The sequence below is a fragment of the Amycolatopsis anabasis genome, from assembly GCF_009765355.1.
GTDB lineage: Bacteria > Actinomycetota > Actinomycetes > Mycobacteriales > Pseudonocardiaceae > Amycolatopsis > Amycolatopsis anabasis.
The window spans coordinates 345158-359088 of sequence record NZ_VTHK01000004.1 but is presented as its reverse complement, the minus strand read 5'-3'; the positions used below and the strand labels follow the sequence as shown (position 1 = coordinate 359088).

The 13931-nt window shown below is 69.5% G+C and carries 11 protein-coding genes; 8 read left to right on the top strand and 3 right to left on the bottom strand.

Going from position 1 to position 13931, the window contains the following annotated elements; all coding sequences use genetic code 11:
- Positions 1–19 precede the first annotated feature (19 nt).
- Genes FXO23_RS07870 through FXO23_RS51475 form a run of 3 tightly spaced genes read right to left on the bottom strand, consistent with a single transcriptional unit; the run spans position 20 to position 3273 of the window.
- Positions 20–1102 carry a CU044_5270 family protein gene (locus FXO23_RS07870; RefSeq protein ID WP_158882315.1) on the bottom strand — a complete coding sequence of 361 codons (1083 nt, stop codon included), beginning with the start codon at positions 1100–1102 and terminating at the stop codon, positions 20–22.
- Positions 1095–1736, bottom strand: a complete 642-nt coding sequence (locus FXO23_RS07865; RefSeq protein ID WP_158882477.1) for an RNA polymerase sigma factor — start codon at positions 1734–1736, stop codon at positions 1095–1097. The genes FXO23_RS07870 and FXO23_RS07865 overlap by 8 nt, the downstream gene beginning before the upstream one ends.
- A gap of 31 nt (positions 1737–1767) precedes the next feature.
- A complete protein-coding gene (locus tag FXO23_RS51475) occupies positions 1768–3273 on the bottom strand; it encodes a sigma factor (RefSeq protein ID WP_246257005.1) in 1506 nt (501 codons plus the stop codon).
- A gap of 95 nt (positions 3274–3368) precedes the next feature.
- On the opposite strand from FXO23_RS51475, the gene FXO23_RS07855 reads away from it, so the two are divergent.
- From FXO23_RS07855 to FXO23_RS07820, 8 genes are all read left to right on the top strand, one after another.
- A complete protein-coding gene (locus tag FXO23_RS07855) occupies positions 3369–3992 on the top strand; it encodes a C39 family peptidase (RefSeq protein WP_158882311.1) in 624 nt (207 codons plus the stop codon).
- Between the two features lie 118 nt (positions 3993–4110).
- Positions 4111–4779, top strand: a complete 669-nt coding sequence (locus FXO23_RS07850) for a C39 family peptidase (RefSeq protein ID WP_158882309.1) — start codon at positions 4111–4113, stop codon at positions 4777–4779.
- Positions 4780–4893: 114 nt separating this feature from the next.
- Positions 4894–5364, top strand: coding sequence for a hypothetical protein (locus FXO23_RS07845; protein WP_218951922.1), 471 nt, complete (start codon positions 4894–4896; stop codon positions 5362–5364).
- A 90-nt stretch (positions 5365–5454) separates the two neighbouring features.
- Positions 5455–6054, top strand: coding sequence for a hypothetical protein (locus FXO23_RS50980; protein WP_218951921.1), 600 nt, complete (start codon positions 5455–5457; stop codon positions 6052–6054).
- 149 nt (positions 6055–6203) lie between these two features.
- Positions 6204–7274, top strand: a complete 1071-nt coding sequence (locus FXO23_RS07835; RefSeq protein WP_246257003.1) for a hypothetical protein — start codon at positions 6204–6206, stop codon at positions 7272–7274.
- A gap of 54 nt (positions 7275–7328) precedes the next feature.
- Positions 7329–11129 carry a coiled-coil domain-containing protein gene (locus FXO23_RS07830; RefSeq protein WP_158882303.1) on the top strand — a complete coding sequence of 1267 codons (3801 nt, stop codon included), beginning with the start codon at positions 7329–7331 and terminating at the stop codon, positions 11127–11129.
- A 2-nt stretch (positions 11130–11131) separates the two neighbouring features.
- Positions 11132–11638: a hypothetical protein gene (locus FXO23_RS07825; RefSeq protein ID WP_158882301.1), complete on the top strand. Its 507-nt coding sequence runs from the start codon at positions 11132–11134 to the stop codon at positions 11636–11638.
- A gap of 70 nt (positions 11639–11708) precedes the next feature.
- Positions 11709–13907 carry an AbfB domain-containing protein gene (locus FXO23_RS07820; protein ID WP_218951920.1) on the top strand — a complete coding sequence of 733 codons (2199 nt, stop codon included), beginning with the start codon at positions 11709–11711 and terminating at the stop codon, positions 13905–13907.
- Positions 13908–13931: the final 24 nt, after the last annotated feature.

Sequence of the window (13931 nt, the reverse complement as noted above, 5' to 3'; positions counted from 1 at the left end):
GGCCGCGACCGGAAGCGGGTCAGCTTCCGGGCTTCACCCCGAGCCGGGGAGCGATACCGGTTTCGATCGAGGTTTCCGAGGACACCGTGCCCCGCGGAACGCCCCGGTCGTCGCCGGTGGCCGTCTGGCGTTCGCCGATGGGTTCGCCGGTGGCCGGGTCGATGATGAGTTCCTGCTTCTCCCCGGCCTTGTCGAAGCTCAGCGAGAGCCCGGTCCGGCCGTCGAGGGTCGTGCTGGGTGCGACCGAGAGGCCGGGCACGAGTTCGAGGGCCCGGTACAGGTTGAGCCGCACGTTCGCGGGGACGGTACCGCCGCGGATCGCGTCGGCCACGTACACCAGCATCTCCTTGTCGGGATCCTGGCCGCGGCCGTCGGTGTCCGCCCGCAACCGGTCGTAGAGCTGCCGCGGATCGGTGGGCAGGGACTTGAGGAACTCCGGGGTCGGTGTCTGCCAGCTGCCCTGGATCGGGCCGTGGAACTCGCCGCGTGGCGCCCGCTTGTCCTCGGGCGGTTGCGGACCCGGCAGGAGCCCGGCCGCCCTGGCCTCCTGCTCGGTGCCTGCGAGCATCTTCACCTTGCCGGTGTTCGTGGTGCGCTGGAGCCATTCCTGTTCAGGGTCCGCGGGCATCCACACCTCGGTCATGACTTCTTCGAGGACCACGACCGGATCCGAATACCTTCCGTGCCAGGCGTGCGTGGCGAAGTAGCGGTACTGGCCGGGCGGGATCGGCGCGTCCTTCGCCCCGACGCCCTCGATACCGGTCGGGTTCTGCTGGGAATTGGCCACCGGCGGGGCGGCGGTGGGATTGCCGAGAACCACGTTCCGGACCACCACGGCCCCGGCGACCAGCAGCACCACGGCCGCCGCCGCGGCGAGCCAGCGCGCCCAGTGCCGCGCCGGTTTCCCGGCCGCATCCGAGTTTTCCACGGCCCGGGTGCCGGAATCCTCGGCGGTGACCGGGATTCCCGCGCCGCGCATCAGGGTGGCCCGGGCCCGGGCGAGTTCGCCCTCGTCGGTCCGGACGTCCGCGTGCAGGGTGGCGAGCGCGCCGTCGAGCTCTTCTTCGGACCACACCGCGTGCAGGTTGTCGCCCTCACTCATGATCGCTTGCCTCCTCCGCGTCGTAGCTGTCTCTTGTGGACTGTCCGTTGTGCACCTGCGGGGCGTTGGCGCGGAGCCAGCGGCGCACCCGGTGCAGCCGGGAACGCACCGTCCCCGGCGGGACGCCGAGCGCCTCGGCGGCTTCGGCCGGTTCCAGCCCCGCCCACGACACCAGGAGCAGCGTGTCGCGGTCGGCGGGCGCGAGCTGGGCCAGCGCCCCGGCGAGCCGGGCCGCGCGGACCTGGGCGTCCACCTGGTCGGCGACCCGCGAGTCGTGGCCCGCCACGGTGGATTCGTGTTCGTGCGCCAGGCGTGCGGTGGCGGTCAGCGCTCTGGTCTCGCCGCGGAGGTGGTGGCGGAGCAGGTTCGTCGCGATCCCGTACAGCCAGGCTCTCGCGGTACCGGATTCCGGCCGGTACGAGTCGCGCCGGCGGAGGGCGACGAGGAACGTCTCGGCCACCAGGTCGTGTGCGGTCTCGCTGCCCGCCCGCCGCGCTAGGTAGCGGTGCAGCGGACGCGCGTGGGCGTCGAAGAGCCGGCCGAACACCGGCGCCGGATCCTCGCCGCCGAGATCCGGCCGCTCGAGTCCCGGCGCCGGCCCGGCCGGCTGCTGGTCTTCGGTCATCGGGTGCATATCCGGTATTGCCCGGAGCCCCGCGCCGCGTTCACGCGGGCTTCGCACCCCGTTCGTTCACCACGGTGTAGCCGATCGACGACTCGAAGCGGACCAGGGTCGGCTGCCGCTTCCGGTGCCCGATCACCAGGCCGTTGCCCGGGTCGACCTGCAGCTCCTCCCATGCGCCGGTGTAGTCGGTCATGGTGAGGGAGACCGCCGCGCGCCCGTTGCCGGTCCGCGCGTTCTCGTCGACCTCCAACCAGGGCAGGTAGCTCAGCGTGCGGTAGAAGGTCGCGCGCAGATCGGCGGGGACCGGCCGGGTGAGCACACCGGAGGCGAGCAGGAAGAAGTGCGCCGCGGGATCGGGGCGGCCGTCGGCCTCGTGCGCCAGCTGGTCGTAGAGCTTCGCGGGATCGCGCGGTAACGAGTCCAGCCACGCCTGGCCGTGCTCCGCCGCGGCCCAGCCGTCCTGGCCGGGCCGGTATCTCCCGCCCGGCGCGACCAGGGTGTCCTCGCCGGTGTCCACGGTCAGCTGCCAGTCGCCGAGTCGGTCGAACGGCACCCACTCCTCCCGGGTGGACGGGCGTTCCCGCAGGTCGCCGGAACCGGGACCGGTGGCCAGCCGGACCGTGTAGAGGTACTGCCCCGGTGCCTGCGGCGGGTCGGACACCCGGTCGGCGAGCTTGATCGCCGCGTTCCGCGGCCGGTCCGGCATCCCCGGCAGCGGCGGCGTCCGCTCGCCCGGCACCACCGGCGGGCGCGGTGGCTGGGGTGCGAACGTGGCCGGATCGGCGCCGGGGGCCCGGGGGCCCGGGCCGTTGTCGACGAGCAGGATTCCGGTCGCCAGCACCACGATCGCCGTCGCGGTGGCGCCCAGGGCCGCGGCGGCGAGCCGGAACCGGGTGGCGCGGCGCGGGGGCGGCTCCCGCTCGAGGCGCACACCGCCGATCGCCCCGATCAGCCGGGCGCGGGCGTCCACGTAGGCGTGCGGGCTCATCTCCGGCACATCCACCCGCAGGGCGCTCACCGCCGTGTCGACCCTGATTTCCCAGCCGGTGCCGAGCTTCCCCTCGTCGACGTGTTTGCGCAGCGCGCGTCGGGCGCGGCGCAGGCGGGTCCGGACGGTCGTGAGGGGCAGGCCCAGCACCCCGGCGGCCACGGCCGGCATCAGCTCGGCCCAGGCGACGAGCAGCAGGACCTCCCGCTCCTCCACCCGGAGTTCGGCCAGCGCCCCGGCGAGCCGGTTGGGTTCGCGGGCCAGCGCGCGCAGGCCCCGGGCTTCGCGGCGGGCCTGGGAGCGCGCCAGGTTCGTCGCGACGCCGAAGAGCCAGGCGCGGGCGGTGCCGCGAATCGGGTTGTAGCCCGATCGTTGCCGCCAGGCGGCCAGAAAGGTCTCGGCGACGAGATCGTCGGCGGTCGCGGCGTCGAGCCGCCGGGCCAGGTAGCGGTGCAGGGACATCGCGTGCTCGTCGAAGAGCCTGATCAGGGCCTGTCCGGCGTCGGGGGCGGAGAGGTCGGGCCGCTCGGTGTCGCGAGCCCTGGCGGCGCTCGTCATGGTCATACCTTGTCTTGGCCACGTACTCAGGGGTTGTGCATAGGTAACTATAGGGCTAAAAAGTGCGTTACTTACTAACCTACTGGGAGGATGTTATGAAAAACAGACTGATCGTCACGGCCGTCGCGGTGGCCGCCGCCGGGGTGTTCGGGTTCTCCGGGGTCGCCACCGCCGACGTGCCCGCGGCTCCGGCGGCCGCCCAGGTCGCCGCGAAGTCGCTCGACATCGAGTACCAGGTGCAGGAGACCGGGTACTGGTGCGGGCCCGCGGCCGTCCGGATCGCGCAGTCGGCGCGGACCCGGAGCCTGCCCAGCCAGGGCGATCTCGCGGCCCAGATGGGGACCACGGAGAACGGCACGGACCACATCAGCCAGGTGGCGAACGCGTTGAACGCGAACCTCGGCGGGAACTGGTACGAGGTCAAGGAGATGCCGAGCGATCCGCCGAGCCCGGAGCAGAAGACCCAGCTCTGGAACGACATCGTCTACGACATCGACAACGGGTACGCGGTCGTCACGAACATCGTGGCTCCGCCGAACAACCACCCGCCGGGCTACCCCGACGAGACGATCTACCACTACTTCACGGTCATCGGCTACGACGGCGGCAACTCGACCGTGCAGATCGCCGATCCGGCGTCGTTCGGCGGAAACCAGATCTACTGGCTGTCGTTCGACCAGCTCGCGTCGCTGATCCCGCCCAAGGGGTACGCGGCCTGACCGTCGTATTGGGCCATTCGGGGCTGTTTGAAGATCCACACGGGACAAAGTGGCCGCCTTTCCCCATTATTTCTTTGTTGGGCGGAAAGAAACCGTCATAGCTGGGGAAAGGACTGTCATGAAGCGACGCTTGTTCGTCGCCGCGCTCGTCGCGGCGACCGGTTTGCTCGGCTTGCCGGGGCTGGCCAACGCGGAGACCAAGTTCGTCGTCCCGGCCCCGGCGAGCGTGCCGCGGCTGCCGTCGCCCGCGATGCCGCAGGGCGACGGCATCCGGGCCGCCGCGGTGCTCAACGTCGACTACCAGGTGCAGGAGACGGGGTACTGGTGCGGCCCGGCGGCGACCCGGATCGCGATCTCGGCGCGGACTTCGAACGTGCCGAGCCAGGGCACGCTCGCCGCGCAACTCGGCACCACGACCAACGGCACGGACTGGATCGGCCAGGTCACCGGCGTGCTCAACCAGAACCTCGGCACCGGGTGGTACGAGACCAAGGAGATGCCGAACGACCCGCCGACCCAGGCGCAGCGGGACCTGCTGTGGCGGGACATCGTGCTGGACGTCAACAACGGGTACGCGATCGTCGCGAACATCGTCGCCCCGGCGAACAACCACCCGCCCGGCTACCCGAACTACACGATCTACCACTACTTCACGGTGATCGGGTACGACAGCTCGGATATGACCGTGAAGATCGCGGATCCGGCGTCGTTCGGGGGAAACCAGATCTACTGGCTCACCTTCGACCAGCTGGCCACGCTGATCCCGCCCAAGGGCTACAGCGCCTGACCTCCGCACGAAACGCGGAACTCGCCCTACCGAAACGCGGGACTCGCGCGACCGAAACGGGCGACTCGTGTGCGGGTGGGTTGTGCCAGGTTTGAATAGCCACGTTTGGTCGCGTTGGCGCTGGTGACAGCGGTCATCGGGGCCACCGTGACCGGGACGGCGGCGGCGCAGGAGCCGAGTCCGTCGCCCGGGCCGAACCCGAATCCCACGCCACCGAGCAAGAGCGACTTCCAGCTCAACCCGTCGAAGCACAACGGCAGCTTCCCCGACCGGATCGCGAAGCTGGACAAGGAACTGCCGAAACTCGGCGTGCAGAACATCCTCGAACAGGTCAGCCGCCAGGCGAAGTGCGGCGACGACTGCGAGTCCCCGGCGTTCAAGGACATGACGCCCCGGCGCAGCGGTACTGCTTCGACGGCCCGGACGCCGGCAAGCGGCGCTCCTGGTGAGCTGGTACGACAAGGGTGGCACCGGTGCGGAAAGGGCGTCCGAGTGTCCTTTTTGGACCCCGCCACCAAGAAGTACCAGCACGTGCTGCCAACCGCGGCATCCGGGCGTTCGACATGCGCAAGATCTTCGATCTGAAGGCCGCCCGGGGACAAGGCCGATCTCGGGGACAAGAAACAAATCGGGCGGCAGAACGGGAAGTACTACTCCTTCGGTTACCGGTACGTGATGCCGCAGGTCGCCTCCTGGGAAAACCCGGGCGGTCTCGCGGAATTCCCGCCGGACTACAAGTGCACCGGGAAAGGCACTCCGAAGTACTCCTTCATCTCGCTGGACCGCGGCGCCGCGGACAAACTGATCACCGGCGAGTACTGCTCGAAGGGCAGCATCCCGGACGAGAACGGCCGCGTCGCCCAGTGGCCGCTGAACAGCGAAACCGGGCTCCCGAAGCTCGGCGCCGACGGCAACTGGCACGCCGACAAGGCGTTCCGGCTCCCGGTCGCCAATGTCCAGGGCGCCGTCTCCTGCGACGGCACGTGGTACCTCAGCCGCACCGGCGGTGGTGCGAACGGCAACGCGTCGGAGGCGGAGCACTTTTTCGCCAAAGTGCCCTGCCGCACTCTTCGGACCGGAAGGCGATCACCGCCAGGCCGGTCTTCGGCGCGACCCTGGCGGACCAGATTCCCCGCTGGTCCGCGATCACTCGCCTGGACGGGTGAAAACCTGACCGGTAACACTCGCGGCCCGTTCGGAGATATCTCTGAGGCAAGGGCCGCGGCCCGGTTTTGGCATACCTTCTTTCTGTCGCGAAGAGACCATTCGGCCTAGCGGTTGACGTCATTCACCATTGATTTTCCGTCGTTTTCCGCAGTGCTAGTCGATCAAGCACGGTTCTTTTCCTGCTGGTGTAAAGCCGGGGCAATCGGTTACTTTGAACCCGGCTGGGGTGGCCATCTGATCAAGGGGGAGAACTTCCGGTGTTCAAGCGTGCGTTCGCGGTCGGACTGTGCGGTGTGGTGATCGCGTTGTCGGGTTCTCCCGCGATGGCGGCGCCCGGCGTGCCGGGCGTGGTGGCTTCCGGGCCGGTCCGGGTCGCCGACGCGTCGGCAGATCTGGAGTGGACGTGGTACCTGGCCTTCCGGGATCCCCGTGCGCTGATCCGCGTCTCGGCCCAGCTCGCCCTGAGCCACACCGACCAGGAGGCGGCGGTCGCCCGGTTCCTCAACGAGGAATTCGACTACCTGGTAAGCCTTTCCGACGAATCTGACGCGCGAAACGCCGACTTCGTCCACCAGGTCCTGGAGACTTACCTCCCGGACTTCTCGCCGGAGGTGAACGCCGCGGCGCGCCAGGTCGTGAACGGTACCGCCGCCCAGCGTGAAGAGTTCGTGCGCACTGGCTTCGACGCGGCCAAAGAACGGGATCGGCTGGCGCGCGAGGCTTCGGGTGCGCAAAAGCGCGCGATCATCGAAGCCGACCGCGCGTTCGTCCGGCATCTGGGTGAAGTCGACCCCGGTGAGCAGGTGCGTTCCGCGGTCAAATGGGCGTTGCGGCCGGGATCGGACGACGGTGACCTGGTCGAGTTCTTCGCCTACGGCTGGGCCAGCGCCGGTCAGCTGGACCTGGACGCATTCCGGATGGCGTCGGCGAACAACAACACCGTCTGGCGGGCCACCGCGCACAGGCTCGCCGCCGAGGCGCAGGCGGCCGAAAAGGCCGCGCGCGAAGCCGCGGACGAGGTCGCGGTGCAACTGCGTGAAGCCGCCGCCCGCGCTTGGCGGACCGCGGCGGACCAGACCGCTCCGGCACGCACGGCTTGGGCCGACGCGCAGGAGTTCGCCTTGCGGCAGGCGGAAAACTGGCGCGCGGTGGCCGCCGCCGCGCAGGCCGCCACCGGACCGAACTGGCAGGCGATCGGCGGACCGGCCCAGACCAACCTGGAGCAATGGACCGCCGAGCGGCAGTCCGCCGTCGAACAGGCGCAGTACTGGAAGGACCTGCTCGCCCAGGCCGAGGCCGGCGAGAAACGGATGCTCGAGAAGCCCTGACCCGCTCTTTTCTCTCTTTCCCATTCCTTCTCTTATCACCGGGGTGTGTTTGTGATGCGCGTGAGACGTGCGTTGATGCTGCGTGCGCGGCAGATGCGAAGAACGATCGTGCTGCTGCTGGCGGTGGCGGTGCTGGCGGGGCTGGTGCAACCGGTCTCGTCCGCCCCCGCGGTGGCGGCATCGGCCGTCGCGGACGATCCGGGCGGCGAGCCTCCGCGCCCGATGCCGGGGTCGGAGTGGAAGGAGTGGGACGGCAAGTCGGGGGTGGGGGACCTCGGCGATCCCCGCTACCGGCGACTGGTGGCCGACCTCGCGCAGCTGGACGAGGACGTGGAGGTCCGCGAGGCGGCGGCGGTCGCGCTGAACGGGGACAGCGCCACGATCATGACGTTCCTGCGGACGGGGGTGGACGAGGCTCGAGCCCGGGCGACGGCTCGAAAGCAGGAGACCGCGCGCCAGAACCGGGCCAAGATCGAGGCGCTGGTGGGCCAGGGCGGCCCGTACTTCCGAGGGGAGGTCACGCGAGTCCTCGCGGGCACCGACTACGACCGCGAGTGCTTCCTGGCCTATGGCGCCGAAATCGCGAAGATGCGGGACGAGCAGGCGGCGCAGCTCGACCGGGACCGTCTGGCGACGTTGCGGGCGCGGGTGCAGATGCTGGCGGATGTCGGCAGCCCGGAGGTGCAGAAGGCCGCGCGGGCGGCACTGGTCGCCGGGGATGCGGCGATCGCCGAGTTCCTGAACAACGGGTACCTGGTCGCGGCGAAGAAGGACGCGGCCGACCGCGAGGCGTATCTCAAGGAGCAGGAGGAGCGGCAGAAGGCCGCGGACCAGCTCAGCGAACTGGCCAAGCGCGCGGCGCGGGCGTCGCAGGCGCGGAAGAACCTGCTGATCGCGCACGGTGAAGGCGTGCGGGCGCTGCAGCGCGCGGCGAACGCGATGATCTCGGCGGGTAACGAAGCGCGACGGGCCGCGCAGATCCTCGCCGCGAATGAGGCGGGCGGGCACCACTCGCCGGATTCCTTCGCCGACGCGAAGCGTGAGGTCGCACGTCAGCTGGGGTATGCCGGGGACGCGGCGACGGCGGCGCAGCAGGCCGCGGCCCGGGCGACGGTCGAGGCGAACGTGCTCGTCGAGGTCAACCTGCCGTACGGGTCGCAGTGGGCCCGGATGGCGCAGGGCATGGCTGCGGCCGCGCAGGCGGCGGTGAGTGCTTCGCAGACCGCGCAGCACACGATCGACGCGACCGCGGCGACCGATGCTGCGCGGGATGCGCAGGAAAAGGCCGAGCGGCACGCCGAAGAGGCTCACCGGTGGCGGTTGCACGCGGAGGAGCACGCCCGTTCGGCCGCGCAACTCGCCGAGGCCGCGCGCCTGCAGGCGATCGCGGCGCAGGACGCGGCGGCGCGGGCGCACCAGGCGCGCCTGGAAGCCGAAGAGGCAGAGCGGCAGGCATGGGCGGCCGCGGCGCGGACGCATCAGGCGCGGTTGACCGCGGAGGACGAGCAGCGTAAAGCTGCCGCCGCACGGCAGGTCGCCGAGCGCGAGCGGGCGACCGCGGCGTCGGAGCGGGCGAAGGCCGAGCAGGAAGCGGCGAATGCCCGGATCGCGCGGGGTGAGGCGGACCGGCAGGCCGGGATCGCGCACACGGCGATGCAGAACGCGCAAGCGAAGGAAACGGTCGCGAACCAGGCGGCGGACGGCGCGCAGGCGGAGGAACGCAACGCGGCGGCGGCGCGGGACCGGGCCTACGGGGCCGAGCAGGCGCGGCAGTCGGCCGAGGCCAAGGCACAGGCGATGGAATCGGCGGCGGCCCGGGCCCGGGGCACCGAGCACGCGGACGCGGCGAACCGTGCCGCCGCGGACGCGCGGACCGAGGCGAACATCGCCACCCAGGCGGCGCGCGACGCGCGGGCCGCGGCGGACAACGCGACCGGTGCCGCGGTGCGGGCGAGGGGGCATGCGACCGAGGCGACTCAGGCGGCGGCCCGGGCCCGGGCCGCGGCGAACGAAGCCCAGTACCACGCGGCGCGAGCGAACCAGGCGGCGAACGAAGCCGAGGCCCTGGCTGCTGCCACGCACGCGTTCGCGTTGCAGGCCAACGCCAAGGCAGCCGAGGCCACGGTCGCGGAGGCTCAGGCCGCCGAGCACGCTCGGGCCGCGGTGCAACTCGCCGAGCAAGCGGCTTCGGAGGCCAGGCTGGCATTGCAGGCCGCCGACCGGACACGTGCCGAGGCCGACGCCGCGGCGGCCGAATCGGTTTCGGCCGCGACCCAGGCGGGAATCGCGGTCCGCGCGTCCCAGGCGGCGCGGGCGTCGTCGAACGCGATCATCGAACCGGCGAACACCGCGATCTCCGTGGTGGCCCCGTTCACCGGTGCGGACATCGACGCCGATTTCGTGACCGAGGTCGCCAACCAGGCGAAGCTGGTCGGCGCCGAGCAGGCCAAGGCCGCCGCCGACCGGGCTGCGGAAGCCGAACTCGCCGCACAGCGGGCGAGGGAGGCCGCGGACCGTGCGGCGGGCGAGGTGAAACCGGCCTACGAAGCCGCTGCCGCGGCCGCCGCCTCCGCTGCCGCTGCCGCTCGTTCGGCCGCCGACGCCCAGAAGGCGGCCGCCGATGCCGCCATCGACGGCGCCGCCGCCCGGGCGGCGGGGGAACGGGCCAATCAGGCCGACGCCCAAGCCCGCGCGGACGCGGTCGCCGCCCGCGCGGCGGCGAACCAGGCCAACTCGGACGCGGCCATCGCCGGTCGTGCGGCGGACGCGGCGGAACGCGATGCCGCCGCGGCCCGCGACGCCGCCAGCCGCGCGGAAGCCGATGCCGCGGCTGCGCAGGATGCCGCCCGCCGAGCCGAAGCCGATGCGGCCGCGGCCCGCGCGGCCGCCGACCGGGCCCAGGAAGCGGCCAACCGCGCCACCCAGGCCGCGCAGAACGCCATGGGCAGCGCGACAGCCGCACAGCAAGCGGCGGACCGGGCGGAAGACCAGGCCCGCCGCGACGAAGCCGAACGCCGCCGCCAGGTCGCGGGCCAACTCGACCCAACCATTCCGGACCTGACGCCGGACGAAATAGAAATGCTGACGGCGGCCGGTGGCCCTGAACTCGTTCAACAGTATCGCGACGGTCTCGCCGCGGCGAACAAGACCGTCGTGGAGTTCCTGGTCGAAATAGGGGCCGAAGTCCTCAACGGCTTGCTTGGTATCACCGATGCCAAACGTTGTTTTGGTGAAGGAAATATCGCGAGCTGTCTCTGGACCGTCATAAATATCGGCTCTTTCCTTGCTGTCCTTGGCAAACTTCCTGCCGTGACCACGGCCATCGCCCGTGTTGTCGGCGGGCTTGCCGGATTCCTTTCCCGGTCCAGGTGGGGTAGAGGGGTTCTTGAGGAAATCCACGGCATTACAATCTGCGTCCCGGTGCGTACCGGTGTGGTCGCCCTCAGGGAGGAGCAGAAGGGGCGAATAGCTTCTGAAGCTCTTGGTGATTCCCGATCTGCTGCCGCCTGCCCGAACATCTGGAACTTTGTCAACGCTACGCAGGAAGTCTGGGAAGGGACGAAGATCCCGCAGTCGTTCGAGTTGACCACTCAGGCCGGTGTCAAGATATGGGTGCACCCGAATGGCTCGAAACATATACGCGACTTCGTGCTGGGGAAGGCGGTCAGGCCTGAAATGAGAAGTGCTCAGACGGCTGTGGAATTGGCCAGTCTGTGGAAAGCCGTCTCTATAGCGGCCAGGAACGGCATCAAGTTTGATGAGATGATCGTGGTCGCAGGCTGGGAACTCAAGTTCGGTCCGCCCAAGACGGGGCCGCTTCCCGCTCTTTTTCATGCCAGGTATGTAGGATTCTGATCATGGGACTCATGGTAGCCGCCGTCGGGCCGTCGAAAGTGCCGGTCGACAGAAGTGATGAATACCTGCCGTTGTCCATCGACTTTGATCCTGGTCAGGAATGCGTGGATTCGATCTACTATCTGGTTGAAGAACGATACGGAGGGGCGAATGAAGGATACGTGGAGTTAAAAGTTGAACCGAGTTCCGGTGGAATACTGGGCGTGGTGGCGATAACGAAGCCGCGTACCGGCTGCGATGTTCCGCCGTTCGGGAATGATGGACTGCCGATCGCGGAAGGTCTGGCCCGAGTTGACGTGTCAAAATGGTCCGCGCTGAAGGGGGAGCGGGACCCGCATGTCAACTTCGTTCGTGAACGTAGTTCTCTCGCTTTTGGAGAGAATGACACCAGTGTGTACCTTTCTCTGTCGCCGGTAGCACCTGTCAAGTGGCTGGTCTCGGGCTTTGTTGGATTTGGTGTCGGCGCTGACGGGGAGTTGACCGGTGTGATTTCAAACAAAACTATTTGATTCGAACAGAAGTCGGCCGCTTGTCACGGCAGGCTGGTCAACCCTGGCAAAGAGAAGGGATTGTTTGGAAATGCGAAGACCGACCAAGCCGGTCGTACGCGGATTTGTGCTGGCTTCCGCGGCACTGGTAGTTCCGGGATTGCTGACCACCCCGCCCGCACTGGCCGATACCGGTTCCTCCCGGGTAGCCCCCGCGGAGGCCGCTCCGCAGTCGGACAGTTCGTCGGTGGCGGAGAAACTCCAGGTGCTGAGCGCCTTCGGCATGCTGCCGGCGGATTCGAAGTACCTGGGCATGACCGACCGGACGTTCGTGTTCGAGCTGTGGAAGGTGTCCGCGGGGAAGCGGGAGGTGCGGGCCTCGGCGGAACTGGCGTTGAGCGGCACCGACGCCGAATGCACCCAATGGATCCGCACCGGCGCTCGCGAAGCCCTGAAGCGGGATCAGGACAACCAGGTTCGCGATGAGCAGGAGGCGCGGCTCGCGCAGGAGCTGAAGCGTTCCGCCGCGTCGGTCATCGGGATCAACGACGTCGCGCCGAACGACCTGCTGCAGAGCTACCGGGACTTCGTCTTCTGGCTCTACCGGAAGATCCCGTCGGACGGAACTCGCCCGCTGGCGAGGAAGGCGGCGGAGGCGGCCTTCGACGGGACGGAAGCCGACCAGAAGGAGTTCCTCCGCAACGGGCTGCGCAACGCCTGGGGCCAGGACGTCCAGGACGAGATCGACCGGAACAACGCCAACGACGAGAAGAAGCGGCTGGAACTGGAGCACCGGCAGAAGAAGGCGTCCGCGGCGTCCGTACTCGGGATCGTCGCGACGGACGAGGTGCTGGCGCTGTCCGACGAGAGCTTCGTCCGCCTCATCGCGAACCGGGCGGCCCCCGACACCGAGGTGGCCGCGGCGGCGGAACGGGCGCTGCGCAGCTCCGATCCGGCGGACTGGAAGGCCTTCATCTATACCGGGATCCACGAGGCCAGCCGGCGGGATTCCGAGCTCCAGGAGCAGCGGAGGCGCGAGGCGGCTCGGGCGCGGGCCGCGCAGATCCGGACGCAGGCCATCAACAGCCGCATCCGCCCGCGCCTGGCGGAAGCGGCGTTGGCCGCGCTGCGGGGCACCCCGGACGATGTGGATCGGTTCCTGCGCATCGGGCAGTACGAAGCCCTGACGCAGTCGTTCCAAGCGACCACACCCGGGATGAAGGGCCTGTACCTGCACGCCGAATACGGCGTGGCGACGGTCGGAGCCGGTCGCTACACCGGCCCGGATTCGCGGCACGAGTTCGCCACCTGGACGATCATGCCCGGACTCGCCGACCCCAGTTGCTTTTCCTTCAACTCGGCCGAAAATCCCGGCAACTTCGTCAAGCTCACCGGCATCGAGGTGCAGGTCATCAGCGATGACGCCAGTGAGCAGTTCCGGCGCGAAGCGACCTGGTGCGTACAGCCGGGCCTGACCGACTCGGAGGCATCCCTCGAATCCTTCGCATCGCGCGGCTACTTCATCCGGCACGGTGGTACGGGCGCCTACGGTGAATGGGGCTTGTGGATCGGCGAGAAGGGTGACAGCGGCGCTTCGTGGCGCGCCGACGATCCGTTCCCGAAGCGGGTTTCGCCGATTGCCCGCCGGGTCGCCAACGACGACGCGCTACGCGTGCGGCTCGGCGACCCCGCCGGTGCGGAGCAGCGCGACGGGAACGTCCTGTTCCAGGACTTCCCGGGCGGGCGGATGTACAGCGACCTCGACCCCGCGTGGCAGTGGGCTTACCAGACCCAGGGCGAGGTTCTCGCGGGTTACCTGCGCCTGGGTGGCCACGTCGCGATGGGACCGCCGGTGACCGACTTCGCGGCGACGCCGGACGGGATCGGCCGGTTCAACCACTTCAAGAAGGGCGCCTCGGTCTACTGGACTCCGCAGACCGGCGCGCACAACGTCTACGGGGCGATCCGGGAAAAGTGGGCGAAGCTCGAATGGGAGCGGGGCATCCTCGGCTACCCCACGACCGACCAGGTCGCCACCTCGGACGGCGTCGGTCAGTTCGTCAACTTCAGCAAGGCCGGTAGTGCGATCTACTGGTCGCCTGCCACCGGGGAGTTCGCGGTGTACGGGGCGATCCGCGCGAAGTGGGCGTCGCTGGGGGCGGAGAGATCTGACCTGGGCTACCCGACCAGCGACGAGTTCGATTCGCTGCGCGGCCGCCGCAGCAATTTCCAGCACGGCTGGATCGAATGGGACCGGTCGACCGGGGAGACCTTCGTGTTCCGGAACTGAACGCCGCCGGTGGGTGGAAAGCGC